Source organism: Delftia sp. (assembly GCF_059499305.1).
In genome coordinates, this window is the sequence record NZ_JCABYI010000030.1 from 521,132 (window position 1) to 546,557 (window position 25,426).

Genomic DNA, 25,426 nt, shown 5'->3' on the forward strand with positions numbered 1-25,426 from the left:
GCCCCGCCACCGGCCACCTTCTTCCAAGGGCCCCGCTTCGCACCGCCATCCAGGGACGCACATGCCATCCACGCTGCCCACCCTGGATTTTTTCTCCATGACCTCGGTCGTGGCCCTCAACATGATGGCCATGTCAGCCGCCCTGCCGCTGGCCATGGGGCGGCGCGTCAGCGGTGCCGCGCGCCATGCCCAGCATTTCTTCCTGATCCAGGCCGGGGCCTGGATCTTCATCCTCATCGCCAGCCGCCTGCCGCAAGGCCTGCTCTCGCGCGAACTGCTGTCGCTGGGCGCAGCAGCCTGCGCGGCATCGGCACAGTGGCAGATGGCGCGCGCCTTGCGCGAATGGCTGGGGCCCCGGCCGCCCTGGCTGGAACGCGGCCTGATCGCGCTGTGCTTTCTGGGGCCGCTGGGCTTCACCCTGCTGCTGCCCCACTTGTCCTTGCGCACCGGCTGGTTCAGCGCCGCCCACGGACTGAGCCTGCTGGCGCTGGCCGGCCTGTGCCTGGAGCCACGCCGCCCCGTGGCACGCAGCTGGCGCTATCTGATGTGCGGCGTGGCCGTCTTCATGGGGCTGGTACTTCTGGTGCGCAGCTACCTGGCCCTGGCCACGCCCTTCCTGCCCAGCTTCACGGCCGACAGCGGCGCCAACCAGATATTCGCCCTGCTGGTCACGTTGAGCAGCACGCTGCTGATGGTGGCCGTGCTGGTGGCCTGGCGCGACGAGACCAACCAGCAGCTGCGCGACATGGCCTTGCAGGACATGCTCACCGGCCTGCCCAACCGCCGCGCCCTGCTGGAGCGCGCCCCCGCCATGCTGGCGCATGCCCAGCGCCACCGGCAGGCCCTGGCCCTGGTGATGCTGGACCTGGACCACTTCAAGCATGTCAACGACGAATACGGCCATGCCATGGGCGACCGTACGCTGTGCCTCTTCGCCCGCCTGCTGCAGCAGCAATTGCGCAGTGACGAAATCGCTGCGCGCTGGGGCGGCGAGGAGTTCTGCCTGCTGCTCTACACCACGGACGACGGTGTGGATACCCTGTGCACCCGGCTGCAGTCCGCGCTGCTGCAGGCCTCGACGCAGACGCTGGGCTTCGAAGTCCGCTTCAGTGCCGGCTGCGCCCACGCGCCCCAGGTCTGGGACGGCCTGCGCCTGGAAATGCTGCTGCCCGCCGCCGATGCCGCGCTCTACGCTGCCAAGCGCCGCGGGCGTGACTGCTGGACGCAGGTGCGGCTGAGCCCGCCGCAGCAGCAGGCCTGCGCCGATGCGCCAGCTGTATCGGAGACGCCGGAGACGCCGGATGCGCCGGCCAGGCCCGCACTGGCCGCCAAGCCTGCGCGCTAGCCCCGGACCCCAGGAAAACGCTCCATGCCCGCGCTCTTCGACGCCCTGAACCTGCGCAAGCGCTACGGCGACACCACGGTGGTCGATGACCTGTCCTTTTCCATCGCTCCCGGCGAATGCCTGGGCGTGATCGGCCCCAATGGCGCGGGCAAGACCACCACGCTGCGCATCTGCCTGGGCCTGACGGCACCCGATGCGGGCCATGTTCTCTACCACCCCGAAGACGGCTCGCCGCCGCTGCACATGCCTGCCGATGCACTGGCCATCAAGGCGCGGCTGGGCGTGGTCTCGCAGAACGACACGCTGGACCCCGACTTCAGCTGCGCGGAAAACCTGGGCGTCTACGCGCGCTACTTCGGACTGGGTACGGCGCAGATGCGTGACCGCATACCGCAGCTGCTGGACTTCGCGGCGCTGTCGCACAAGGCCGCGGCCAGGCCGGGCGAGTTGTCCGGCGGCATGAAACGGCGCCTGTCCCTGGCGCGCGCCCTGGTCAACGACCCGCGCCTGCTGCTGCTGGACGAACCCACCACGGGCCTGGACCCGCAGGCACGCCACCTGATCTGGGAGCGTCTGCAGTGGCTGCTGCAGCAGGGCAAGGCCATCTTGCTGACCACGCATTTCATGGACGAGGCCGAGCGCCTGTGCTCCCGGCTGCTGGTGCTGGACCACGGCCGCAAGATCGCCGAAGGCCGCCCGCGCGAACTCATCGCCGAGCACCTGGAGCCCGAAGTGGTCGAGGCCTACGGCAACGGCGCCCTGGGCCTGGCGCATGACGCGGCACTGCGCCCACTGGCCGGGCGCACCGAGGTCAGTGGCGACACCGTCTTCTTCTATACGCACGACGCGCGCCCGCTGCTGCAGGCGCTGGCCGCGCACAGCCACCTGCGCACCCTGCACCGCCCGGCCAACCTGGAGGACCTGTTCCTCAAGCTCACCGGCCGACAGATCAGAACCGACGGCTGAACCACCATGACCGAACCCGCATCGGACACCCCCAGCATCTGGCGCCCGCCCGACCTGTCGCTGCGCTGGTGGCCGGTGTTCCTGCGCAACCTGCTGGTGTGGCGCAAGCTGGCCCTGCCCAGCCTGATCGGCAACATCGCCGAGCCGCTGATGTGGCTGGTGGCCTTCGGCTACGGCATGGGCGCCTTGGTGGGCGAGGTCACCGTGGGCACCACGGGCCGGCAGGTGCCCTACATCCTGTTCCTGGCCAGCGGCTCCATCTGCATGAGCGCCATGAATGCCGCCAGCTTCGAGGCGCTGTACTCGGCCTTCTCGCGCATGCATGTGCAAAAGACCTGGGACGGCATCATGAACGCGCCCATCAGCCTGGACAGCGTGCTGCTGGCCGAGATGCTCTGGGCCGCCTTCAAGGCGCTGTTCACGGTCACCGCCATCCTGGGCGTGATGCTGGCGCTGGGCATCAGCCATTCGCCCAGGCTGCTGGTGGCCTGGCCCGTGCTGCTGTGCGTGGGCATCATGTTCTCCAGCATCGCGCTGATCTTCAACGCCCTGGCCAAGGGCTATGACTTCTTCACCTACTACTTCACCCTGGTGCTCACGCCCATGATGTTCCTGTCCGGCGTGTTCTTCCCGCGCGAGCAGCTGCCCGAGGCCGTGCGCCTGGCCTCGGACTGGCTGCCGCTGACCAATGCCGTGGAGCTGGTGCGCCCGCTGTTCATGGACGAGTGGCCGGCCCACCCGCTGCGCCACGGCCTGGTGCTGGCCGCCACCACGGTGGCGGCCTACTGGTTTGCGCTGGCGATGACGCGCAGGCGCTTCAGGGCCTGAGATCCGGCCGTTCTTCAGCGCGCTGCGGCGCGGATCATGTCCACCGCCTTCTCCGCGATCATCACCGTGGGCGCATTGGTGTTGCCGCTGACGATGCGCGGCATGACCGAGGCATCGACCACGCGCAGGCCCTTGATGCCGTAGACGCGCAGCTGCGCATCGACCACGTCCATGGGCCCCGGCCCCATGCGGCAGCTGCCCACGGGGTGGTAGATGGTGTCGGCATGGCTGCGGATGAAGGCCTCGATGCCCGCATCGTCCTGCGCGCCGGCCGAGGCCGGCATCTCGCGCCCGCCCAGGGCCGCCAGCGCCGGCTGGGCCAGGATCTCGCGGGCGCGGCGCACGCCGTTCACCATGCGCCGCAGGTCCTGCGCGTCGGAGAAAAAGGCCGGATCCACCAGCGGCAGGGCCAGCGGGTCGGCACTGGCCAGGCGCAGGCTGCCGCGGCTGGCCGGCTGCAGCACGCAGACATGCAGGGAATAGCCGTGGCCCCAGACCGTCTTGCGCCCGTGGTCCACCAGCTTGGCGACGACGAAGTGCAGTTGCAGGTCGGGCGCGGCCTCGCCGGGGCTGCTGCGGATGAAGCCGCCCGCCTCGGCAAAGTTGGTGGTCAGCATGCCGCGCCGCTGGCTGCGCCATTGGCCCACGGCGGCCAGCAATCTGCGCGCACCGCCCAGTGACAGGCCGAAGCTGTCGGTCAGCTGCGCGCCATCGACCACCAGCACCACATCCGGGTGGTCATGCAGATGGGCGCCCACGCCGGGCAGATGGTGGACCACATCGATGCCCAGCGAACGCAGGTGCTCGCCCGGCCCCACGCCAGACAGCATCAGCAGCTGCGGCGACAGCAGCGCGCCGCCGCTGAGCAGCACCTCGCGCCGGCAGTGCAGTTGCTGCACCGTACCGCCCTGCAGGTACTCCACGCCCACGGCGCGCCGGCCCTCGAACAGAATGCGCAGCACCTGGGCACCCGTTTCCACGCGCAGATTGGGCCTGGCACGGTGCGGCGCCAGATAGGCCTTGGCGACGTGGTGGCGCTCGCCGTTGCGCTGGGTGACCTGGTACAGGCCCACGCCCTCCTGCGCCTGGCCGTTGAAATCCGCGTTGTGCGCATGGCCGGCCTGCACGCCCGCCTGCACGAAGGCCCGGGACAACGGGTTGGGATCGCGCAGCTCGGCCACGTTCAGGGGCCCGCCCGTGCCATGCCAGGCGTCGGCGCCGCGCTCGTTGTGCTCGGCGCGCAGGAAGTAGGGCAAGACTTCGCTCCAGCTCCAGCCCGGGTTGCCCTGGGCGGCCCAGTGGTCGTAGTCGGCCGGCTGGCCGCGCACATAGACCATGGCGTTGACCGCGCTGGAGCCGCCCAGCACCTTGCCGCGCGGCTGGTGGCCACGCCGCCCGCCCAGGCCCGGCTGCGGCACGGTGGACAGGCCCCAGCTGTGGCGCCCGCCCTTGGCCATGGCGGCCATGCCCGCCGGGCAGTGGATGAGCACGCTGGAGTCGGGGGGCCCGGCCTCCAGCAGCGCCACCTGCGTCTGCGCATCCTCGCTGAGCCGCCCGGCCAGCACCGAGCCCGCCGAGCCGCCTCCGATCACGATGTAGTCCAGCATGCCTCCCCCTCCCCTGCGGTGTAGCCATCCACTGTTGCAGTCGCCTGCGCGGCGCCGCAAGCCGGGGCAAACCCGGTGGATGCTCCGAATCCCGCTACGATCGCTGGATCGCATTCACGTTCGCATTCACTTTGTTCGTTTGAGGAGACTGACAGTCATGGCAATTCAAACCGTAGGCATCATCGGCGCAGGCACCATGGGCAACGGCATCGCGCAGGCCTGCGCGGTATCGGGCATCGACGTGGTCATGGTGGACATCTCCGATGCCGCCGTCCAGAAGGGCGTGGCCACCGTCTCGGGCAGCCTGGACCGCCTGATCAAGAAGGAAAAGCTGACCGAGGCCGACAAGGCCGCCGCCCTGGCCCGCATCAAGACATCGACCGACTACGCGGCGCTCAAGGGCGCGCAACTGGTCATCGAGGCCGCCACCGAGAACTACGAGCTCAAGGTCAAGATCCTCAAGCAGCTGGACGCCCTGCTGGATGCCGACGTCATCGTCGCCACCAACACCTCGTCCATCTCCATCACCCAGCTGGCCGCCGTGACGGGCCGTGCCGACAAGTTCATCGGCATGCACTTCTTCAACCCCGTGCCCATGATGGCGCTGGTGGAGATCATCGTCGGCCTGCAGACCAGCGACGAGACGCACGCCACGGTCAAGGAACTGTCCGAGCGCCTGGGCAAGAGCCCCATCACCGTGAAGAACGCGCCCGGCTTCGTGGTCAACCGCATCCTGGTGCCCATGATCAACGAGGCCTTCTTCGTGCTGGCCGAAGGCCTGGCATCGGCCGAGGACATCGACGCCGGCATGAAGCTGGGCTGCAACCAGCCCATCGGCCCGCTGGCCCTGGCCGACATGATCGGCCTGGACGTGTGCCTGGCCGTGATGGAGGTCTACCTCAAGGAATTCGGCGACAGCAAGTACCGTCCCTGCCCCCTGCTCAAGGAAATGGTGGCCGCCGGCCGCCTGGGCCGCAAGACGGGCCGCGGCGTGTACAGCTACTGATACACCGCCCCCAAGGCCAAGCGAAGGCGAAGGCAGCTCAGGCTGGCCTTCGCCTTTTGTTTTGGTGCCCGCGCGCTACTTGGTTTTGCGCACCAGCGCCAGCATGTCCTCGATGACGATGTGACGTATCGACCTGAGCATTCTCAGGTGGGCACTTCTTGTGGAATGGTCCATTGCAGAGTCGGCAGGCTGGTGGAGCTGGCCAGCCTCGAATTCTGCGATCAACGTATCGGCCTGCGGAGCCAGCATGCCAAGCATCCTGTCGAGCACACGTCCGCTTGTGCTCTGGGTCAGGCCCAAGGCCGTACCTGCGGCCAGCAGCTTTCCGTAGGTCACGTCGGCAAAGAAGGCCGCACCCGCAAGCGGAACCGTCAGCCGCTCCTGTGGCCATACCGCATGTTCATCGGCGTAAGCCCGCGTGTGATAGACGGCGGTGCTCAGGAGATCGTAGAACGGCGCCAGCCTGACGCCGCCCCGGTCCACCAGGAACGACAGATTCTTCAGATGACTGTCGCTGTTGCCCACCAGGGTGTTGAACAGCAGCCACTGATAGATGCCCATCCGGGCTTGCGCCTTTTCGCGGCAGCGGTCCATCAACGACGCCAGTGTCTGGATGCTGGCTCCTTGATATTTGAAAGTCCGGGCCAGGTCGAGCAGTTGGCAGGCATCCACCACATGCAGTCGCAGCCACTCTTGGGACGCTTCATCAAACACGCGGTCAAAGCGGTTGATGACATAGGCCGGCTCGGGCGTGTACAGCAGGTGTACCGGCGGCACATCAAGCCCCAGGCGCCCGGCAAGCTTCATGGTGAAGGCCTCGTTGACGGTCGAGTGCGGATAGCCTTCGGCCGTGGAGTCCGGCTTGAGGATATGGCTGGAAGCCGTCCCTTGGAAGGGTTCCTGCAGGCGAGCGGTTTTCTCGTCGTACAGCACCACCATTTTGTGCTGCGCTCCAGCCAGGGACATGCGCTTGGGTGATCCGGCATGCAAGGATGTGCGCGGCAAGTTCCTGAGTCTTAGTGACAGTTCGCCGAACTCCAGCCTCCTTGCGCCGCGCTCGGCTGCACCCGCCCCAGGCGGCAGCAGGACCAGGGATCCGGCCGATTCCGCGCCAAGGGCCTGCAAAAGGCCGAAGGCATCGTGCTCATTCACCTCCAGCTCTTTGCTGATCGCACTGCGCAGTGCTTCCTCGGGCAGCAGGTTGTCGAAGAACCATTGGACGCTGCGGTGCGTAGATCCGTCGATGTGCCTGCGCTTTGCCAAGGAAATGCCGGGCGCCAATGGGAAAGCACGAGGGTCGCCCATCCACTCCTCCTCATAGGCAAAGCCCCAGACATCCCTGTTTTCGACCAGCTTTCCGGCAAGCCGGCCGTTGATGAATACGTCCAGGATGCGTGCGGTCACGGCCTGTTCTTTTCGAAGGCGGTGCGGAAGAACGCATCGTCCGAGTCGCGGGCACCGGGCTCCTCCCTGACTTCAGCGGCTGGCCCTCCGTCCGGTGCGCCCTGGCGCGTTCGGTACTCGTGGGAACCATGGGACTCAGGTGGCAGCCTGGCCTGGCGGCGCTGCAGATAGGCCTGCTCGGTTCCCTCGGGAAGGTCGATGAGCACTTCGATTCCCAGTTCGGACAGCAGTTGCAGCACGCGCCCAAACTGGACCGTGGGCTTGCCGCGCTCCACGTCCCGCACAAAGACATGGCTCACGCCTGCGGCGCCTGCTGCATCGTCCTGGCGCAAGCGCCGCGCCTTGCGAACGGCCCATACCGCGTCACCGAGTGCATCCACAGAGTCGATGGAGATCTTCATGGCTTCAATGAAATCGAAAGCATGGTTTCGATCTTATCGATCGGCAATGGCGCTGGCAATGAATCGAAACGAACTTATCGATTTTCATCGATCAGCTTCCCAAACCTCAGAAAACGAAAGCATTGCTTAGATATTCATTTCGTTTTCAACCGTCCTCTGCGCGACTGCACCCATCCCTGGCCTGCTCTAAGGTCCATGCGCAGGAGACACGCATGGACATCAACACCCCCACCCCGCCGCCCGAAGGCTGCATCAGCTGCGAAGTGCGCGGCCATGTGCTGCTGATCGGCATCAACCGTCCCGCCAAGCGCAACGGCTGGACGCCCACCATGTTCCAGCAGCTGGCCGAGGCCTATACCCGGCTGGACGACGACCCGCAATTGCGCGTGGGCGTGCTGCATGCGTTCGGCAGCCATTTCACGGCGGGGCTGGACCTGCCGGTGATGGCGGAGTACCTGCGCTCGGGCAGGAAGGCCATCCCGCAAGGCCTGGTGGAGCCGCACGACTACGGCCTGGTCGGCTACCGGCGCCGCGCCAAGCCCATGGTGGTGGCGGTCAAGGGCATTTGCTTCACGGTGGGCATCGAGCTGATGCTGGGCGCCGACATCGTGGTCGCGGCCGATGACTGCCGCTTTTCCCAGCTGGAGGTGCAGCGCTGCATCATGCCCACGGGCGGCGCCACGCTGCGCATGGCCGAACGTGCGGGCGTGGGCAATGCCATGCTGCACCTGCTGACGGCCGACGAATTCGACAGCGCCGAGGCCTATCGCCTGAACTTCGTGCAGAAGGTGGTGCCGGCCGGCGAGGAGCTGGCCGAGGCGCTGCGCATTGCCGAGCGCATTGCCGCCCAGGCCCCGCAGGCCGTGGTGGCCACGCGGCTCAATGTGCTCAAGGCCATCGAGCTGGGCCAGGCCGCCGCCGTGGCCGACTTCATTCCCGTGCAGCAGCGCCTGGCCAGCAGCGAGGATGCGGCCGAGGGCGTGCGCTCCTTCATCGAAAAACGCCCCGCTCGCTTCACGGGCCGATAGGCCCCCTCGGTCCCTCGACCCCTGCGGATCTTCACCTTCCGATCCGAAGGGGTTTTTCAAATTAAGTTGTGCACAATTTAATTGACAGCAATAATTCAACCCATGCCCAGCAGCCCTCCCCTTCCTCTCGACAGCTCCGAGCTTCTGCGCCTGGACAACCAGGTCTGCTTCGCGCTGTACTCGGCATCGCTGGCCATGACCAAGCTGTACAAGCCCCTGCTCGATGGCATCGGCCTGACCTATCCGCAGTACCTGGTGATGCTGGTGCTGTGGGAGCGCGACGGCCTGACCGTGTCCGAGATCGGCGAACAGCTGTATCTGGATTCGGGCACGCTGACCCCGTTGCTCAAGCGCCTGGAAGGCGCGGGCCTGCTGGAGCGGGTGCGCGATGCGCATGACGAGAGGCGCGTGCGCATCACGCTCACGCCGCAAGGCCGGGCACTGCGCGATGCGGCTGAAAAGATTCCCGCCTGCGTGCTGCAGAGCACGCAGTGCACGCTGCCCGAGTTGCAGGCGCTGACGCAGCAACTGGGCGCACTGCGCCAGCGACTGGTGCCGCGCTGCAGCGATTGACGACCACCCACAGACGATTTCCTCCACCCGTCCGCACCGCCGGACAACTTTGCAAAAGGAAGACACCATGGCCCAGCTCGAAAAAGTCCTGTACACCGCACGTGCCCACACCACCGGCGGCCGCGACGGCGCCTCGCGCACCGATGACGGACGCCTGGATGTGACCCTGTCCTCGCCGGGCACCAGCGGCACGGGCACCAACCCCGAGCAACTGTTCGCCGCCGGCTACTCGGCCTGCTTCATCGGCGCCATCAAGGCCGTGGCCGGCAAGCAGAAGATCAGCCTGCCCCAGGACCTGGCCATCGACGCCGAAGTGGACCTGGGCACCATCCCCAACGCCTACGGCATCGCCGCGCGCCTGAAGGTCAGCCTGCCCGGCATGGACAGGGCCGCCGCCCAGGCCCTGGTGGACGCGGCCCACCAGGTCTGCCCCTACTCCAACGCCACGCGCGGCAACATCGACGTGCAGATCACCCTGGCCTGATCAGGCCCAGTCCGGCCTCTGCAGCCAGTGCAGCCTGCGGCCCAGGAGGTCGTAGCGGGCGTGACAGGTCAACGGCCCGTGCAGCACATCGGCTGCATAGCTGACCAGCGCGATCTCGCCCACGGCGGCCTGCCAGTGCTCCTGCATTGGCAGGCCGCTCATCCATTGCAGCACCTGGTCACGGGGCCAGGCAGCGCTCCAGGCGCCCAGCGTCACATGGGGCACGTAGGGGCGCATCGCCTCGGTCAGCGCCAGCCCTGGCCCTGTCTGCGCGAGCACGCCATGCAGTCCGTGCAGCGTGCAGCCGTCCGGCCTGCCGTCGCGCACCTGAAGGTAGGGCGCCATCTCGAAACTTCCCCAGCCACCGAACTCCAGCTGCAGCGGCGCGGCCGGCAGGTGCTGCAGCGCGAGCAGGTCGCGCGACAGTTGCGCCGCGCCGTAGGCCTGCGGCAGTTGCGCACCGCCATCCAGAAAGCCCGCGGTGGCCAGGGTCACGTGCAGTTGCCGCTGGCAGTGCGGGACCAGCGCCGCGCCCAGCCAGCGGCGTGCCTGCGCACAGGCGGCTTGCACTGCGTCGCGCACAGGCGGGGCCAGCGCCTGCATCGTCACCACCCAGACCGCATAGCGGCCACGGCCGAGGTGCCAGGCGCTCCAGTCGTCGGATGGCCCGGCCGCACTGGCGATGGCATGGGATTGCAGGAAGTGGGGCAGCAGCGGCACGGCGGACGGATCGGCGTTGTCGGGCGGACGCAAAGCTTAAGCCAGCCCGGCGACAATCTCCCCATGTCTGCCACACCATACGATCCTGATCTGAGTGCCGTCCCCGATGCCGGTTCGCACGCCTATGCCCGGCTCACGCCCGACGCCGTGCTCGACGCACTGGCCTCGGTCGGCCTGTGGGGCGATGGCCGGCTCACGGCCCTGGCCTCCTACGAAAACCGCGTCTACCAGGCCGTGCTGGAGGACGGCGAACGCGTGGTGCTGAAGTTCTACCGCCCGGGCCGCTGGAGCCGCGATCAGATCCTGGAGGAGCACGCCTTCAGCGCCGAGCTGACGGCCGCCGAAGTGCCTGCCGTGCCCCCGCTGGTGCTGGCAGGTGCCACGCTGCACAGCTACGCGGGCTTTGATTTCTCGGTCAGCCCCTGGCGCGGTGGCCGCCCGCCCGAGCTGGACGATTTCGAGGTGCTGGAGTGGACCGGGCGCTTCCTGGCCCGCATCCACACCGTGGGCGAAGCGCGCCCGTTTGTGCACCGGCCCGCGCTGGACCTGGCCACCTTCGGCCACGACTCCATGCAATGGCTGCTGGACCGGAAAATGATTCCGCTGGAGGTGGAATCCACCTGGGAAGCCGCCTGCCAGCGCGCCCTTGAGCTGATGGCACCCGCTGCCGACGGCCTGAGCGCAGCCGGCCACTTCGGCCTGCACAGCGCGCGCACGCTGCGCCTGCACGGCGACTGCCATCCCGGCAACGTGCTGTGGACGCCGCTGGACGACGAAGGCCATGGCGGCCCGCATTTCGTGGACCTGGACGATGCGCGCACGGGCCCGGCCGTGCAGGACCTGTGGATGCTGCTGTCGGGCGACCGCAGCCAGCGCACGCGCCAGCTGGGGGCCCTGCTGGATGGCTATGAACAGTTCCGCCCCTTCGACCGACGCGAGCTGGCCCTGATCGAGCCGCTGCGCACGCTGCGACTCATCCACTACAGCGCCTGGCTGGCGCGACGCCAGGACGACCCGATCTTTGCCATCAACTTCCCGTGGTTCGGCACACCCGACTACTGGCGCGGACAGGTGGACATGCTCAACGAGCAGATCGAGGCGATGCAGGAAGAGCCTCTATACGCCTGAGGCCACCGGGCCGCCTGCCTGCCGAAGACAGAGATCTTTACAAATTGTCCAGACCTCCTGCGCCCTATCCAGGGCTGCGGGTTCCGGGGTATTCTCGGCCCGAAATCCCACCGGCCATGCCCTACTCCGCCTTCCCCCCTACGCTGCCCAACCCGCTACAGCCCTTGCCTGCCGGGCAGAAGGTGCTTGTGGTGGACGACGTCCCGGACAACGCCGCCATCATCTGCCAGGTGATCAAGGATCTGTGCAGCGTGCTCATGGCCCACACGGGCGAGGACGCGCTGACCCTGGCCCGCCAGTACCTGCCCGACCTCATCCTGCTGGACATCCGCATGCCCGAGATGGACGGCTTCGAGGTCTGCCGGCGCCTGAAGGCGGACCTGGAAACCGCCCACATCCCCGTCATCTTTCTCACGGCGCTGACCGAGCCCCATTGCGAGGAACTGGGACTGAACCTGGGCGCGGTGGATTTCGTGACCAAGCCCTTTCGCCCGCCCGTGCTCAAGGCGCGCGTGCGCACGCATCTGGAGATTGCACAGCAGCGCAAGATGCTGCAGCTGCTCTCGCACAGCGACGGGCTGACGGGCACGGCCAACCGGCGCTTTTTCGGCGCCCAGCTGGAGCGCGAGTTCATGCGCCTGCAGCGGCTGGGCGAGCCGCTGTCGCTGGTGATGATCGATGTGGACCACTTCAAGGCCTACAACGACCACTACGGCCATCTGGTCGGCGATGAATGCCTGAGCCAGCTGTCCCAGGCCATACAGGGCGCGCTGCACCGGCCTGGCGACCTGCTGGCGCGCTATGGCGGCGAGGAATTCGTCTGCCTGCTGCCCCATACGGCGCTGGACGGCGCGGTGCTGGTTGCGCAGGGCATCGTCGATGCGCTCAGGGCGCTGGACCTGCCCCACGCCGCCTCGCCCCTGGGCCATGCGCTGACCGTCAGCCTGGGTGTGGCCAGCATGGCGCCTTCGCCCGACAACAGCGCCGACCAATTGCTGGCCGATGCCGACCGGCGCCTGTACCTCGCCAAGAACGCGGGCCGGGACCGTATCGTCTGGGCGGGGTGAACCGAAGTACCCCCTGAGCGGCTGCCCTAGGCTGGGCCAGGCGCACCTTACAGGGCGACGCATACGCTTAAGCGTTAGCAACGCCCGTCGACGCGGCAGGCCGGTACGACCTGACCGCTGGCGTCGCGCCATTGCAGCTGGCCGGCGGGGGTCTGGGAGGGCGCTGCAGGTGCGGGCTCCTGCGGTGTTTGGGTGGCGGAGCGCTGCGGGTCGTGCAGCACGGTGGACGAGCCCACGCCCACACCCACCCGCGCGCCGCCCACGCCCGTGGAGGCGCCCACGCCGGCGCTGCCCAGGACCTGGCCACTCTGGTTGACGCCCACCCCAACGCCCAGCGGCCCCACGCCCGTGCCGACACCGGCGCTCAGCCCGCCGCTGCCCAGCCCGACGCCCACCGATACCGGGCCGACGGGAATGCCTATGCCCACGCCGCCGCCTACCGAGCCGCAACCGGCCAGCAGCAGCGCGCAGGCGGCAAGCGCGGCACCAGCCGCCTTGCGCGATGGCGGGCAGGTGATGAAGGCGGTGGGTGGAACTGGCATGCCGGACTCTCAGGACAAGGGGAAAACACAGGGACGGCCACAGGGTACACCCGCCCGCCTGGCGCACGATGCCAGCGGTATGCCCGGGTGCATGCCAGGGGCTCGGAGGCGGCGCAACACCCAGGACACGCGGGTTTCTTAGAATTCACCCATTGGCCTGCGGGTCATTCCAGATTCCATGCGCTCCCGGACAGTGCCGCGGCGCCTCGGGGCGCAAGGCCTGCGCGGCGCCTCTTTCCCTCGCTTTCGTCTTCTTCGCGTTCCCTTTTTCTATGCAAACCCGTTGGCCGCCCTATGCGTGGGTGTGTTTTTCCATGTGCGTGGGTGTCATGGGCACGGCCCTGGCCAGCCCGCTGTACCCGCTGTACCAGCAGGCCTGGGGGCTGCAGCCCAGCCACATCACGCAGATCTTCGTGGCCTACATGTTCGGCGCGCTGGCCAGCCTGCTGTTCCTGGGCCGGCTGACCGACCGCTTCGGCTTTGTCGCCGTGCTGCGCGCAGGCCTGATCCTGATGACGCTGGGCGTGCTGGCCTCCACCGTGGCCTGGAACGTGCCCAGCTTTGCGCTGGGCCGCGTGGTGATCGGCGTGGCTTCGGGGCTGATCACCACCTCGGCCTCGGTGGGCATGACCCGGCTCAACAACCGGGGCGACCTGCAGCGCGCCGCGGCCACGACCAGCCTGACCATTGCCTTCGGCTTCGGGCTGGGCCCCGTGGTGGGCGGGCTGATCGCGCAGTGGCTGCCCTGGCCGCTGGTCACGGCCTATATCCCCTCGCTGGGGCTGGGCCTGCTGGCCATCTATGCGCTGTACCAGGTGCGCATTGCCGAGCCGGCGGAGCTGGCCTCCACCCAGGCACGTGCGCTGCACTGGCGCGATTTCATGCCCACCATCACCCTGCCCGAGCGCCGCTTTGCGCGCCACTACGCGCTGGGCGGCATGTGTGCGTTCTGCGCCTTCGGCATGTTCAGCCTGTTCGCATCGCTGGCGCCCAGCTTCATGCAGCGCATGGTGCCCTGGCATGGGCCGGCCGTTTCGGGCCTGTCCATCGGCGTGATCCTGTTCCTCTCGGCGGGCTTCCAGTACCTGGCGCGCCCGCGCCCGACCAAGGGCTCGGCCATTCTGGGCTTTGCCTGCCTGGTGGCCTGCAACCTCCTGCTGCTGGTCAACAGCTTTGCGGGCTCGGCCCTGCTGTTCGCGCTCAGCGTGATCACCACGGCGGCGGGCCACGGCCTGTGCAATCTGGCGGGCATGTCCATCGTCAACAAGGTCTCGACACCGGCCACGCGCACGGGCCTGCTGTCCACGTACCTGGTGGTCGGCTACCTGGGCACCATCGTGCCCATCCTCGGCCTGGGCTGGCTCTCGGACCACATCGGCATCACCGAGGCCCTGGTCGCCTACTGCATCGTCATGGGCGCGCTGGCCGGCTGGCTGTGCTGGATGTGCACGCGCACGCCCACGCTGCCCATGCCCAAGCACTAGGGCCTGTTCGCGCCCACGCGCATGCTATTCAGCGAAAGTGCGGCCCCGGCCCGTCCTTGGCCAGGCAATCGCCGTCATTGCGCAGCGGGCAGACCTTGAGGGACAGGCAGCCGCAGCCAATGCAGCCGTCGATCTGGTCGCGCAGCTGGGTCAGCCCCTGGATGCGCGCATCCAGCGCATGGCGCCAGCGCGCGGACAGCGCGCTCCAGTCGGCCTGCGTGGGCGTGCGGCCGCTGGGCAGCTCCTGCAGCGCCTCGGCAATCTCGGCCAGCGGCACGCCCATGCGCTGGGCCACCCTGATGACGGCCACGCGCCGCAGCACGGCACGCGCATAGCGGCGCTGGTTGCCGGGCGTGCGCAGGCTCTCGATCAGCCCCTGGCGCTCGTAGAAATGCAGGGCCGAGACGGTGATGCCACTGCGCCGGGCCACTTCGCCCACGGAGAGGATGGCCGGCCCGTCATGGTCGGACGCGGTGACACCGGCAGAAGACAGATTCATGGCAGCAGAAAATAGGCGCAGGAAAAATAGGTCCAAGCAGGCCTGCATTTGACCTCAACTTTGGTTGAGGTTTCACACTGGCAAGCCTCACCGGTCCAGCCGGCGCACTTTCGGACTCCAGGCCCACCATGCAACACGACGCACTTCCAGCCGCCTCGGCACAGCCCGCCGCTTCCACGGCCCCGCAACTGCACCATCTGCAGCCCGCCGGCCTCTACGACGCCACGCCCAACGGCTACACCCATGTGGTCACCGTGCACGGGCCGGCGCAATGGGCCTTCGTCTCGGGCCAGGGCGGCGAGAACCAGGCGGGCGACTTGCCCGACAGCTTCGCGGCCCAGGCGCAGCAGGCGCTGTCCAACCTCAAGCTGGCGCTGCAGGCGGCGGGCGCGGACATGGGCCAGGTGGTCAAGCTGACCCTGCTCATCGTGGACCACTCGGAGGCCCGCTTCAACGACTGGCAGGCCGCCGTGCGCCTGCATTGGAGCGACGGTGCCCCCGGCGATGGCGCCCCCAGCAATACCCTGCCGCGCTTTCCGGCCTGCACCCTGATCCCCGTGCCCCGGCTGGCCCTGCCCGGCATGCTGATCGAGGTCGATGCCGTGGCCGTACTGCCCGCCACCGCCCAGCCGGCGCGGCCGCCGCTGTGGGTCTGAGCCATCCGCTTGCCACCCATCAGCAGATACCACAGGCATTCGTCCGATGAACAGATCCTCCCCGGCCCCCGCCCTGCCCTCGCCGCCCATGCAGGCCACCGCCACCCCCGTGCTGCCCCAGAGCACCCTGCTGCTCATGGCCACGGCCTGCGGCCTGTGCGCGGGCGCCAACTACTTCAACCAGCCGCTGCTGCACTCCATCGCCATCGACCTGGGCATCAGCGAGGCGCGTGCCTCGCTGACGGTGACCATGGCCCAGGTCTCCTATGCGCTGGGACTGCTGCTGCTCGTGCCGCTGGGCGACATGCTGGAACGCCGCCGCCTGGTGCTGAGCCTGATGCTGCTGGCCGCGCTGGGCATGCTGGCCAGCGGCATGGCGCACAGCTTCACCCTGCTGGCGGCGGGCACGCTGATGACCGGGCTGTTCTCGGTCGCGGCCCAGGTGCTGGTGCCCATGGCGGCCAGCTTTGCGGCGCCCGGCGCCAGCGGGCGCGCCGTGGGCCTGGTCATGAGCGGGCTGCTGATCGGCATCCTGGCCTCGCGCAGCGTGGCCGGCGTGCTCTCGGACCTGGGCGGCTGGAATGCCGTGTACTGGGTCGGTGCCCTGGCCACGGCCGGCGTGGCCCTGCTGCTGCGGCGCGCGCTGCCGCTGGCGCAGCCGGCCCAGCGCATCGGCTATGGCGCGGTGATGCGCTCCCTGCTCACGCTGGCGCGCGAGCAGCCGCGCCTGCGCAGCCGGGCGCTGATCGGCGGCATGGGCTTTGCCACGGTGAGCGTGCTGTTCTCCACCATGGCGCTGCTGCTGGCCGGGCCGGGCTACGGGTTCGGCGATGCGCAGATCGGCCTCATCGGCCTGGTCGGCGTGGCCGGCGCCCTCATGGCCAACATGGCCGGCCGGCTGGCCGACCGGGGGCTGGAGCAGCGCACCACGCTGGCCGGCGGCCTGCTCATGCTGGCGGGCTGGGGGGCGCTGTGGCTGGGCGGCACCAGCCTGTGGTGGTTCCTGGCGGGGCTGCTCATCGTCGATGCTGCGCTGCAGGCCCTGCACATCAGCAACCAGAACGTGATCTACGCGCTGGCGCCTTCGGCGCGATCGCGCATCAATGCGGTCTACATGACGGGGTACTTCATCGGCGCCTCGCTGGGCTCAGCCGTGGGCTCGACGGTGTGGCTGCACTGGGGATGGACGGGTGCCGGCGTTGCAGGCCTGGCCCTGAGCCTGTGCACGCTGGCCGTGGTCGCCTGGGACAGAAGCCTGGCGCGCCAAGCCAAGGCACGGGCGTAGGGCATCGCACCAACCTGCGGCACGGCGGCGCAGGAATGCACCGCAAGCGTGCCGCATTCCGCCCCGCGCATGGCAGCGCACGCACCAATCCGATGCACCAGCGCACCAGCAGGGCGCAGCCGCCACTGCACCGGATTGGCACGCTAAATGCATGACGGAAGGCCGTTACCACCCACACGCCCTGTACCGTCCGCCCCGCCCATGTCCGCAGCGCTACCGATCACCGCCGTGCCCACGTCCGCCTCGGGCTGGCAGGCCATGCTGGAGCTGCGCTTCGGGCACCGCGCCGGCCAGGGCAGCGTGCTTTCCCACGCACGCCACAGCGGCCCGCTGCGCGTGCAAAAGCCGCTGCACCCTGAAGGCCCCGGCATCTGCCATGCCGTGCTGCTGCACCCGCCCGGCGGCGTGGCTGGCGGCGACCAGTTGCAGATCGATGTGACCGTGGAGCCCGGCGCCCACGCCCTGCTGACCACGCCAGGCGCCACGCGCTGGTACAAGTCCCAGGGCCGCCCGGCCGCGCAGCGCGTGCGGCTGCGCGTGGAAGAAGGCGCCATCCTGGAATGGCTGCCGCAGGAAAACATGCTGTTTGCCGGTGCCGACGCCACCATGGCGCTGGACCTGGATCTTGCGCCGGGCGCGCGCGCCATCGGCTGGGACGCCACGGTGCTGGGCCGCTATGGCGCAGGCGAGCACTGGAACCATGCCGACGCACCGCCTGCGCGGCTGCAGCTTCACAACCGGCTGACCCATGCGGGCCTGCCACTGTGGCTGGAACAGGGCGAGCTGCACTGCGGCCATGCCCTGCTGTCCAGCCCGGTTGCCTGGGCAGGCTTGCCCATACAGGCCAGCCTCTGGGCCGTGGCCCCGGAACCCCTGGCGGCCATGGAGCCATTGAGCGAGCAACTGGCCGCGAGCCTGCCCTGGAGCGACGAAGTGCGCGCCGGCGCCAGCCTGCTGGCCGGCCAGGGCGGCGCGCCCTCGGTGCTGCTGCTGCGCGTGCTGGCGCGGCGCATGGAGGCGGCACGGGCCGTGCTGCATGAAGGCTGGCGCCTGCTGCGCCCCGCACTGCTGGACATGCCTGCCCGCCCTCCCCGCCTCTGGGCCACCTGATCAACGGAGACTCATCCATGGAACTCACCCCGCGTGAAAAAGACAAGCTGCTGCTGTTCACCGCAGCCCTGGTGGCCGAGCGGCGCAAGGCGCGCGGCCTGAAGCTCAACTACCCCGAGGCCGTGGCGCTGATCAGCGCTGCCGTGCTGGAGTGGGCGCGCGACGGCAAGACCGTGGCCGAGCTCATGCACCTGGGCACCACGGTGCTGACGCGCGCCGATGTGATGGAGGGCATCCCAGAAATGATCCCGGACATCCAGGTCGAAGCCACTTTCCCGGACGGCACCAAGCTGGTCACCGTTCATCACCCAATAGTTTGACCCCCTGAGCGGCTACGCCGCTTCCCCCAAGGGGGACGGCGCCATCGCTGCGGGGCGGCGCGGCCAGCTTAGGCCCTTGCTGGGCACCCCCAACCAGCCCGCTGCATCCGCTTGTGCCGTGGGCAGATCCAGTCTCGATAGCGATCAAGGAGATCTCCATGTTCAGATTCCGCAACACTTTCAACTACCTGCTCGCCCCGGCCCTGCTGGCCGCCGCCACGGCTGCCAGCGCCCATACGGGGGCCGGCGCCCACCTGCATGCCGGCGACGGCGCCATGCAGGCCCTGATGGCCGGGCTGTCCCATCCCATCGCGGGCCTGGACCATCTGCTGGCCATGGTGGCGCTGGGCCTGTGGTGCGGGCTGATGCTCAAGCGCCAGTGGCTGCCGCCCGTGGCCTTTGCCGCCTGCATGGCGCTGGGCCTGGCGCTGACGCAGACCCCGCTGGAGCTGCCGGCCGTGGAGCCCATGGTGGCTGCATCGCTGCTGGCCTTCGGCCTGCTGCTGGTGGCCCAGCGCCGCCTGCCCGTGGCCCTGGCCATGGTGCTGGCCGGCGCCTTCGCGCTGTTCCACGGATACGCGCATGGCGAGGTCTTCCCCCACGCGCTGCCCGCAGCCGTGTTCTGGGCCTACATGGCGGGCATGGTCGCCACCACGCTGGTGCTGCATGCGCTGGGCGTGGCCTTTGGCCGGGCCATGCGCGGCGGCACGGCATCGGCCTGGGCCGCACGCCTGGCCGGCGTGGCCGCCATGGGCTACGGTGCCGTGGCGCTGGCAGGCTGAGCGCGGGAGCCGCACATGACCGAGCGCATCACCCCCGGCGAACTGCTGGCCGAGCCCGGCGAGATCCTGCTGAACGCAGGCCGGCCCGTGCAGACCCTCACGGTCACCAACACCGGCGACCGGCCCGTGCAGGTGGGCTCGCACTTTCATTTCTTCGAGGTCAACGAGGCCCTGCACTTCGACCGCGCCGCCGCACGCGGCTGGCGGCTGAACATCGCGGCCGGCACGGCCGTGCGCTTCGAGCCGGGCCAGGAACGCACGGTGGAACTGGTGGAAATCTCCGGCGACCGCATCATCTATGGCTTCAACGCCAAGGTGATGGGACCTCTCTGAAAGGGAACATTCATGGCAAGCATCACGCGTCAGGCCTATGCCGAGATGTTCGGCCCCACCGTGGGCGACCGCCTGCGGCTGGCCGACACGGCCCTGGTCATCGAGATCGAGAAGGACCACACGATCTACGGCGAAGAGGTCAAGTTCGGCGGCGGCAAGGTCATCCGCGACGGCATGGGCCAGAGCCAGCGCATGGCCGCCGACTGCGCCGACACCGTCATCACCAATGCCGTGATCATCGACCACTGGGGCATCGTCAAGGCCGACATCGCCATCAAGAACGGGCTGATCGCCGGCATAGGCAAGGCCGGCAACCCGGACATGCAGCCGGGCGTGACCATCGTCATCGGCCCCGGCACGGAAATCATTGCGGGCGAGGGCATGATCGTCACGGCCGGCGGCATCGACACGCACATCCACTTCATCTGCCCGCAGCAGATCGACGAGGCGCTGACCAGCGGCGTGACCACCATGATCGGCGGCGGCACGGGCCCGGCCACGGGCACCTTCGCCACCACGGTCACGCCCGGCCCCTGGCACATGGAGCGCATGCTGCAGGCCGTGGACGGCTACCCCATGAACATCGGCCTGCTGGGCAAGGGCAACGCCAGCCAGGCCGCGCCGCTGCGCGAGCAGATCGCGGCAGGCGCCATCGGCCTGAAGCTGCACGAGGACTGGGGATCGACGCCCGCCGCCATCGACTGCTGCCTGGGCGTGGCCGACGAGACCGACACCCAGGTCGCCATCCACACCGACACGCTCAACGAGGGCGGCTTCGTGGAAGCCACGGTGGCCGCCTTCAAGGGCCGCACCATCCACACCTACCACACCGAAGGCGCGGGCGGCGGCCACGCGCCCGACATCATCAAGGTCTGCGGCGAGGCCAACGTGCTGCCCTCGTCCACCAACCCCACGCGGCCCTACACGGTGAACACGCTGGACGAGCACCTGGACATGCTCATGGTCTGCCACCACCTGGACGCCTCGATTGCCGAGGACATCGCCTTCGCCGAAAGCCGCATCCGCCGCGAGACCATCGCCGCCGAGGACGTGCTGCACGACCTGGGCGCCTTCTCCATGATCTCCAGCGACAGCCAGGCCATGGGCCGCGTGGGCGAGGTCGTGCTGCGCACCTGGCAGACCGCGCACAAGATGAAGGTCCAGCGCGGCAGCCTGCCGGGCGACAACGCGCGCCACGACAACTTCCGCGTCAAGCGCTACGTGGCCAAGTACACCATCAACCCCGCACGCACGCATGGCATCGCCCATGTCGTGGGCTCGGTCGAGGTCGGCAAGCTGGCCGACCTGGTGCTGTGGCGGCCTGCGTTCTTCGGCGTCAAGCCCAGCCTCATCCTCAAGGGCGGCAGCATCGCCAGCGCCGCCATGGGCGACCCCAACGCCAGCATCCCCACGCCCCAGCCCGTGCACTACCGCCCCATGTTCGCGGGCCAGGGCAGCGGCGTGGCGGCGGCCAGCCTCACCTTCGTCTCGCAGGCCGCCCAGCAGGCCGGCGTGGCCGACCGCTACGGCCTGCGCAAGCGCACCGTGGCCGTGGAAAACTGCCGCAGCGTCAGCAAGCGCGACATGGTGCACAACGACTGGCAGCCCGACATCAGCGTCGATCCCGAGACCTACCAGGTCGTGGCCGACGGCCAGCTGCTGACCTGCGAGCCCGCCACCGAGCTGCCGATGGCGCAGCGGTATTTTCTTTTTTAAGGGGGAGCAATGGGGTCAGCGGGGCAAGGGCGCACTGTGCTCACGTATCCAGAGGGCGAACCCGGCCTCGTCCAGTTCGCCTGCGGCCAAGGCCACCATGGTCAGCACACAGGACTCGTCACCCGCCGTCAATTCCCAGCCATTGAGATGGAGAAACAGCTCGGTCGCCACAAAGGCTGTGCGTTTATTGCCATCCGCAAAGGGATGGTTGCGCGCGATGCCAAAGCCATAGCTGGCTGCCAGCTCGGCCGCATCAGGCGCCCCATAAGCGGCCAGATGGCGTGGCCTGGCCAGGGCGGATGCCAGCAACCCGGCATCACGCACGCCCGCCGGGCCACCATGCTCGGTCAGTTGCTCTTCGTGAACAGCCAGCATGACGGCCTCGCTGAGCCAGACCCAAACCTGCATGTTCCCGGTCATTTCGCCAGCTCACGCAAAACACCACGCCGCTTTTTCATGATCAGGCGCGCTGCATCCATCTGCTGCCCGAAGTCCTCGTCATACGGAGAAAGCTTGATGCCACCGTCGGCAACCTCGGTCAGATACACCGTGTCGCCTTTGCCCAGGTTCAGCTTCGCCAGAATCTCCTTGGGCAGGATCAAGCCCACGGAATTGCCGACCTGGGTGAGTTTGAGAGTGGTCATGATGGAATCTCCAGGGAAGTCATTGACCTCGCAATGTTATAACGAACGTTAATACGAAACAATTCATGCTCACCGTCAACAAACACATGCCCCAGGGCGGCGGCCTTGCCGCCGTGCTGGTCAGGCGCGCCGCCACGCTGGAACTGGACTGGGACATGCGCCAGAAGAGCCGCTTTGCGGCCATCGATTCCACGGGGCGCGAGCTGGCCGTGGTGCTGGCGCGCGGCAGCGTGCTGCGCGGCGGCGATGTGCTGGTGGCCGAGGATGGCAGCCTGGTCGCCGTGCGCGCCGCGCCCCAGGCGGTGTTGCGCGTGACGGCGGCTACGCCGCTGGGCCTGCTGCGTGCGGCCTACCACCTGGGCAACCGGCATATCCCGGTGGAGGTCACGCCCACGCACCTGCACCTGGAACACGACCCCGTGCTGCACGACATGCTGCTGCGCCTGGGCGCGCAGGTGGCCCTGGTGGATGCGCCCTTCGAGCCCGAGGCCGGCGCCTATGGCGGCGGCCACCGCCACGGCCATGACGCCAGCTTTGCCGAGGACCAGGCACTGGCGCAGAGCGTGTATGCGCTGCATGACCATGGGCACGCACACGGCCATTCACACGATCATTCCCACGGGCATGAACATGGCCACGACCACAGCCATGACCATGATCACAAAGGCTGCTGCGGACACGGGCACGGCCACGACCATCCGCATGGCTGACCTGTCGATGCAGGGGCTGTGCGCCCTGCTGCACCTGGCATCGCCCCAGCTGCCCGTGGGCGGCTTCAGCTATTCGCAGGGGCTGGAGGCCGCCATCGAGCACGGCCTGGTCACGGACGCCGGCACGGCGCGCACCTGGATTGCCGATGCGCTGGCCCACGGCTTTGCACGCTGCGAGGCGCCGCTGTGGCTGCTGCTGCGCCGGGCCTGGAGCGAAGGCGACGAAGGGGCAGTGCACGAATGGAACCAATGGTTCATTGCCAGCCGCGACAGCCGTGAGGCCCGTGCCGAGACGCTGCAGATGGGCTGGTCGCTGCACAGCCTGCTGCGCTCCGTGCCCTGGGGCGGCGAGGCCTTTGCGCCCCGCATCGCACAACTGGGCGCGCTGGTGGACACCCCTGGCCTGGCCTATCCCACGGCCTTTGCCTGCGCCTGCGCCGCCGTGGATGCCGACGAGGACCATGCCCTGCTGGCCTATGGCTTTGCCTGGCTGGAGAACCAGGTGGCCGCCGCCATCAAGGCCGTGCCGCTGGGCCAGGTGGCGGGCCAGAGCCTGCTGCTGGCCCTGCATCCGCTGCTGGAGCAGGTCGTGGGCGAGGCACGCCGCCGCGCCAGCGAGGCGCCGCCCCGGCTGGACACCATGCTGCCCCAATGGAGCGTGCTGCAGGCGCGGCACGAACACCAGTACTCCCGGCTCTTCCGGTCCTGATCACTCACCCCAAGTCCACCATGAACACCCGCACCAAGAAACTCCCCCCGCTGCGCGTCGGCATCGGCGGCCCGGTCGGCTCCGGCAAGACCACGCTGCTGGAGATGCTGTGCAAGGCCATGCGCGCCCACTACGACCTGGTGGTCATCACCAACGACATCTACACCAAGGAAGACCAGCGCCTGCTGACGGTGGCCGAGGCCCTGCCGCCCGAGCGCATCATGGGCGTGGAGACCGGCGGCTGCCCGCACACGGCCATCCGCGAGGACGCCTCCATCAACCTCGAGGCCGTGGACCGCATGCTGCGCCAGTTCCCCGAGGCGGACATCGTCTTCATCGAAAGCGGCGGCGACAACCTGGCCGCCACCTTCAGCCCCGAGCTGTCGGACCTGACCATCTACGTGATCGACGTGGCCGGCGGCGAGAAGATTCCGCGCAAGGGCGGCCCCGGCATCACCAAGAGCGATCTGCTGGTGGTCAACAAGACCGACCTGGCGCCCTACGTGGGCGCCAACCTGTCCATCATGGAAGCCGACACGCAGCGCATGCGCGCCCACAAGCCCTATGTGATGGGCAGCGTGAAAAGCGGCAAGGGCCTGCGCGAGGTGATCGACTTCATCACCGAGCGCGGCCTGCTGCCGCCCATGCCCGCTCAGGCCTGAAGACGGCCGCGCACGGCCTTCAGCGCTGCGGCGTGCCGCTGGTGGCCTTGGCCTTGGGCAGGGTGGCTGCGCTGCTGGAGGACACCAGCGGGTGGCCGGTGGAGGTGGCGGCGCCATCGGTCTGGCGCCAGGCCGAGGGCTTGGGCGCCACCATGGGCTGGGGCGCGGCGGCAGGCGCCCGGCTGCGGTTCCAGGCCGGCAGCAGCACGCGGCGCACAAAGCCCATGTCCAGCGCCAGCCACAGCAGCACCGGGCACAGCGTGGGCACCATCAGCCCGCCCATCTGGTAGGCGTAGACGATGGCCTCCAGCTGCCATGTCTGTATGCCCAGCACGTTGAGGTCAAGCCGGGCCGCAAGGCACAGCTGCATCAGCACCTGCGAGACCACGCTGAAGGTCTGCAAGGGCAGCAGCGCCACATACCCCACCAGGATGCGCCACCACCGGCCCGGCCCCCAGGCCGCCAGCAGCATGGCCACCAGCACCGGCAGGCCGTAGCCGTAGCGGGCGGGATCGACCTCGACGATGGCCTCGGCGCGGCGCCAGCCGGTCTGCTCGTTCGATACCTGGACCGAGGAATTGACGACCAGGTTGCGGGGCGTCTCCAGGTCCACGCGCTGCACCCAGCCGTTGGCGGCGTTCTCCAGCACCCACTTGCTCATGCCGGACACCGGCACGGCCAGCCAGCCGGCCGCCAGCGTCCAGGCCAGGGTCAGCACCACGATGCCGCCCATGGCCAGGGCCGCGAAGCGCGAGATGGGATTGCGTCCGATCATGGCCTGCTCCTCAGGCGGCCACGGCGGCGGAAGCTGCAGCGGCAGGCGGCAGCGGCGGCTGGCCGCCGTCATCGTGCGACGGCGCCTTGCGGCCGCTCCAGCGCACCCACAGCAGCCAGAACACCAGCACGTCCAGCATGATCAGCGCTTGCCAGAGGTACTCATGCGCGAAGTTGAAGGCCGTGGTGCTCCACTGGCCCAGGTAGAACAGGCTGATGACGCGCAGCACGTTGATGGCCTGCACGGCCACGAAGCCGGCCAGCAGGCCCACCAGCTTCTGGCGCCATGACGAGGGGAAGGCCATCACGGCGGCAAACAGCACGATGTAGGCCTCCAGGCCGTTGCAGCCGGCCTCGATGGAGACGCCGAAGCCCGTGGCCGTGTTCCACAGCACCTTGCCCGTGGCCGAGGCCGTGCTGTCGAACCAGGTCACCAGCGAGGCGCAGATGTGCGCCAGGAAGGCCGTCCAGGGCAGCACGATGTGCTGCTGCACCCAACTGAGCAGGTTCAGCCCGAACATCGTCAGCTGGATGGCCAGAAAGATCAGAAAGAAACGCAGCATGGCAGGTCTTGGAGTGTTGGTTGCCGGGCTTGCGACCTGGCGGTTGCGAAACAGTGTCCCTCTATAGGCTCGCATTATCT

General features: G+C 68.5%; 30 protein-coding genes. 20 read left to right on the top strand and 10 right to left on the bottom strand.

Features of this window, described 5'->3' with window-relative positions:
• Positions 1-61: 61 nt before the first annotated feature.
• The 3 genes from AC5I49_RS18970 to AC5I49_RS18980 are packed head-to-tail and all read left to right on the top strand — an operon-like array spanning position 62 to position 3,139.
• Positions 62-1,345, top strand: coding sequence for a GGDEF domain-containing protein (locus tag AC5I49_RS18970; RefSeq protein ID WP_016446547.1), 1,284 nt, complete (start codon positions 62-64; stop codon positions 1,343-1,345).
• A 24-nt stretch (positions 1,346-1,369) separates the two neighbouring features.
• A complete protein-coding gene (locus tag AC5I49_RS18975) occupies positions 1,370-2,311 on the top strand; it encodes an ATP-binding cassette domain-containing protein (protein WP_034366837.1) in 942 nt (313 codons plus the stop codon).
• Between the two features lie 6 nt (positions 2,312-2,317).
• On the top strand, positions 2,318-3,139 hold the full coding sequence (locus AC5I49_RS18980; RefSeq protein WP_016446549.1) for an ABC transporter permease: 822 nt from the start codon (positions 2,318-2,320) through the stop codon (positions 3,137-3,139).
• Positions 3,140-3,153: 14 nt separating this feature from the next.
• On the opposite strand, the gene AC5I49_RS18985 is transcribed toward AC5I49_RS18980, so the two are convergent.
• Entirely contained in the window at positions 3,154-4,746 is a 1,593-nt protein-coding gene (locus AC5I49_RS18985; RefSeq protein ID WP_495789732.1) for a GMC family oxidoreductase, read from the bottom strand.
• A gap of 157 nt (positions 4,747-4,903) precedes the next feature.
• Between AC5I49_RS18985 and AC5I49_RS18990 the strand changes: the two genes are divergently transcribed.
• Positions 4,904-5,752: a 3-hydroxybutyryl-CoA dehydrogenase gene (locus tag AC5I49_RS18990; protein ID WP_016446551.1), complete on the top strand. Its 849-nt coding sequence runs from the start codon at positions 4,904-4,906 to the stop codon at positions 5,750-5,752.
• Positions 5,753-5,827: 75 nt separating this feature from the next.
• Here AC5I49_RS18990 and AC5I49_RS18995 read toward each other — a convergent pair whose 3' ends face one another.
• Complete coding sequence (locus tag AC5I49_RS18995; protein WP_016446552.1) at positions 5,828-7,156, bottom strand: HipA domain-containing protein; 1,329 nt, start codon at positions 7,154-7,156, stop codon at positions 5,828-5,830.
• Positions 7,153-7,557, bottom strand: a complete 405-nt coding sequence (locus tag AC5I49_RS19000) for a helix-turn-helix domain-containing protein (protein ID WP_016446553.1) — start codon at positions 7,555-7,557, stop codon at positions 7,153-7,155. Before AC5I49_RS19000 ends, AC5I49_RS18995 begins: the two co-directional genes overlap by 4 nt.
• Before the next feature lie 212 nt (positions 7,558-7,769).
• Here AC5I49_RS19000 and AC5I49_RS19005 point away from each other — a divergent pair, with 212 nt between their 5' ends.
• The 3 genes from AC5I49_RS19005 to AC5I49_RS19015 all read left to right on the top strand — a co-directional run bounded on the left by AC5I49_RS19005 (position 7,770) and on the right by AC5I49_RS19015 (position 9,642).
• The gene (locus AC5I49_RS19005) at positions 7,770-8,585 is read left to right on the top strand and encodes a crotonase/enoyl-CoA hydratase family protein (RefSeq protein WP_495789733.1); all 816 of its coding nucleotides are present in this window, start codon (positions 7,770-7,772) and stop codon (positions 8,583-8,585) included.
• Positions 8,586-8,687: 102 nt separating this feature from the next.
• Positions 8,688-9,158, top strand: coding sequence for a MarR family winged helix-turn-helix transcriptional regulator (locus tag AC5I49_RS19010; RefSeq protein ID WP_495789734.1), 471 nt, complete (start codon positions 8,688-8,690; stop codon positions 9,156-9,158).
• 67 nt (positions 9,159-9,225) lie between these two features.
• Positions 9,226-9,642 carry an organic hydroperoxide resistance protein gene (locus AC5I49_RS19015; protein WP_016451896.1) on the top strand — a complete coding sequence of 139 codons (417 nt, stop codon included), beginning with the start codon at positions 9,226-9,228 and terminating at the stop codon, positions 9,640-9,642.
• Here the strand turns inward: AC5I49_RS19015 and AC5I49_RS19020 are convergent, their stop codons facing one another.
• Positions 9,643-10,395 carry a 2'-5' RNA ligase family protein gene (locus tag AC5I49_RS19020; protein ID WP_495789735.1) on the bottom strand — a complete coding sequence of 251 codons (753 nt, stop codon included), beginning with the start codon at positions 10,393-10,395 and terminating at the stop codon, positions 9,643-9,645.
• A gap of 30 nt (positions 10,396-10,425) precedes the next feature.
• Here AC5I49_RS19020 and AC5I49_RS19025 point away from each other — a divergent pair, with 30 nt between their 5' ends.
• Together AC5I49_RS19025 and AC5I49_RS19030 are read left to right on the top strand one after the other, a co-directional pair.
• The gene (locus AC5I49_RS19025) at positions 10,426-11,490 is read left to right on the top strand and encodes a serine/threonine protein kinase (RefSeq protein WP_495789736.1); all 1,065 of its coding nucleotides are present in this window, start codon (positions 10,426-10,428) and stop codon (positions 11,488-11,490) included.
• A 116-nt stretch (positions 11,491-11,606) separates the two neighbouring features.
• Positions 11,607-12,557: a diguanylate cyclase gene (locus AC5I49_RS19030; protein ID WP_016446559.1), complete on the top strand. Its 951-nt coding sequence runs from the start codon at positions 11,607-11,609 to the stop codon at positions 12,555-12,557.
• 74 nt (positions 12,558-12,631) lie between these two features.
• Here the strand turns inward: AC5I49_RS19030 and AC5I49_RS19035 are convergent, their stop codons facing one another.
• Positions 12,632-13,099: a hypothetical protein gene (locus AC5I49_RS19035; protein WP_016451899.1), complete on the bottom strand. Its 468-nt coding sequence runs from the start codon at positions 13,097-13,099 to the stop codon at positions 12,632-12,634.
• Positions 13,100-13,371: 272 nt separating this feature from the next.
• Here AC5I49_RS19035 and AC5I49_RS19040 point away from each other — a divergent pair, with 272 nt between their 5' ends.
• On the top strand, positions 13,372-14,583 hold the full coding sequence (locus AC5I49_RS19040; RefSeq protein WP_437438704.1) for an MFS transporter: 1,212 nt from the start codon (positions 13,372-13,374) through the stop codon (positions 14,581-14,583).
• Between the two features lie 28 nt (positions 14,584-14,611).
• On the opposite strand, the gene soxR is transcribed toward AC5I49_RS19040, so the two are convergent.
• Entirely contained in the window at positions 14,612-15,082 is a 471-nt protein-coding gene (gene soxR / locus AC5I49_RS19045) for a redox-sensitive transcriptional activator SoxR (protein WP_034400108.1), read from the bottom strand.
• 128 nt (positions 15,083-15,210) lie between these two features.
• Between soxR and AC5I49_RS19050 the strand changes: the two genes are divergently transcribed.
• From AC5I49_RS19050 to ureC, 7 genes are all read left to right on the top strand, one after another.
• Positions 15,211-15,738 (top strand): RidA family protein, encoded by a 528-nt coding sequence (locus tag AC5I49_RS19050; protein WP_279493476.1) that lies wholly within the window; start codon positions 15,211-15,213, stop codon positions 15,736-15,738.
• A 46-nt stretch (positions 15,739-15,784) separates the two neighbouring features.
• Positions 15,785-17,023, top strand: a complete 1,239-nt coding sequence (locus AC5I49_RS19055) for an MFS transporter (protein WP_495789737.1) — start codon at positions 15,785-15,787, stop codon at positions 17,021-17,023.
• A 201-nt stretch (positions 17,024-17,224) separates the two neighbouring features.
• Positions 17,225-18,133 carry an urease accessory protein UreD gene (locus tag AC5I49_RS19060; RefSeq protein ID WP_203400024.1) on the top strand — a complete coding sequence of 303 codons (909 nt, stop codon included), beginning with the start codon at positions 17,225-17,227 and terminating at the stop codon, positions 18,131-18,133.
• Between the two features lie 17 nt (positions 18,134-18,150).
• On the top strand, positions 18,151-18,453 hold the full coding sequence (locus tag AC5I49_RS19065; RefSeq protein ID WP_017407199.1) for an urease subunit gamma: 303 nt from the start codon (positions 18,151-18,153) through the stop codon (positions 18,451-18,453).
• 158 nt (positions 18,454-18,611) lie between these two features.
• A complete protein-coding gene (locus tag AC5I49_RS19070; RefSeq protein WP_017407198.1) occupies positions 18,612-19,235 on the top strand; it encodes a HupE/UreJ family protein in 624 nt (207 codons plus the stop codon).
• 27 nt (positions 19,236-19,262) lie between these two features.
• Positions 19,263-19,568, top strand: coding sequence for an urease subunit beta (locus tag AC5I49_RS19075; RefSeq protein ID WP_026062842.1), 306 nt, complete (start codon positions 19,263-19,265; stop codon positions 19,566-19,568).
• 12 nt (positions 19,569-19,580) lie between these two features.
• Positions 19,581-21,284 carry an urease subunit alpha gene (gene ureC, locus AC5I49_RS19080; protein WP_012203113.1) on the top strand — a complete coding sequence of 568 codons (1,704 nt, stop codon included), beginning with the start codon at positions 19,581-19,583 and terminating at the stop codon, positions 21,282-21,284.
• 15 nt (positions 21,285-21,299) lie between these two features.
• Here ureC and AC5I49_RS19085 read toward each other — a convergent pair whose 3' ends face one another.
• Together AC5I49_RS19085 and AC5I49_RS19090 are read right to left on the bottom strand one after the other, a co-directional pair.
• On the bottom strand, positions 21,300-21,704 hold the full coding sequence (locus AC5I49_RS19085; protein WP_034366858.1) for a type II toxin-antitoxin system death-on-curing family toxin: 405 nt from the start codon (positions 21,702-21,704) through the stop codon (positions 21,300-21,302).
• On the bottom strand, positions 21,701-21,928 hold the full coding sequence (locus tag AC5I49_RS19090) for an AbrB/MazE/SpoVT family DNA-binding domain-containing protein (RefSeq protein ID WP_016446570.1): 228 nt from the start codon (positions 21,926-21,928) through the stop codon (positions 21,701-21,703). The genes AC5I49_RS19085 and AC5I49_RS19090 overlap by 4 nt, the downstream gene beginning before the upstream one ends.
• 65 nt (positions 21,929-21,993) lie before the next feature.
• Between AC5I49_RS19090 and ureE the strand changes: the two genes are divergently transcribed.
• From ureE to ureG, 3 genes are read left to right on the top strand one after another with little or no spacing between them, the layout of a single operon-like run.
• Positions 21,994-22,638, top strand: coding sequence for an urease accessory protein UreE (ureE, locus tag AC5I49_RS19095; RefSeq protein WP_495789738.1), 645 nt, complete (start codon positions 21,994-21,996; stop codon positions 22,636-22,638).
• On the top strand, positions 22,631-23,347 hold the full coding sequence (locus AC5I49_RS19100) for an urease accessory protein UreF (protein WP_495789841.1): 717 nt from the start codon (positions 22,631-22,633) through the stop codon (positions 23,345-23,347). The genes ureE and AC5I49_RS19100 overlap by 8 nt, the downstream gene beginning before the upstream one ends.
• Positions 23,348-23,367: 20 nt before the next feature.
• Positions 23,368-24,009, top strand: a complete 642-nt coding sequence (ureG, locus tag AC5I49_RS19105) for an urease accessory protein UreG (RefSeq protein WP_016446573.1) — start codon at positions 23,368-23,370, stop codon at positions 24,007-24,009.
• Between the two features lie 19 nt (positions 24,010-24,028).
• Here the strand turns inward: ureG and AC5I49_RS19110 are convergent, their stop codons facing one another.
• Together AC5I49_RS19110 and xrtH are read right to left on the bottom strand one after the other, a co-directional pair.
• Positions 24,029-24,784 carry an exosortase H-associated membrane protein gene (locus tag AC5I49_RS19110; protein ID WP_012203109.1) on the bottom strand — a complete coding sequence of 252 codons (756 nt, stop codon included), beginning with the start codon at positions 24,782-24,784 and terminating at the stop codon, positions 24,029-24,031.
• A 10-nt stretch (positions 24,785-24,794) separates the two neighbouring features.
• Positions 24,795-25,346 (bottom strand): exosortase H, encoded by a 552-nt coding sequence (xrtH, locus tag AC5I49_RS19115; protein WP_034366861.1) that lies wholly within the window; start codon positions 25,344-25,346, stop codon positions 24,795-24,797.
• Positions 25,347-25,426 lie beyond the last annotated feature (80 nt).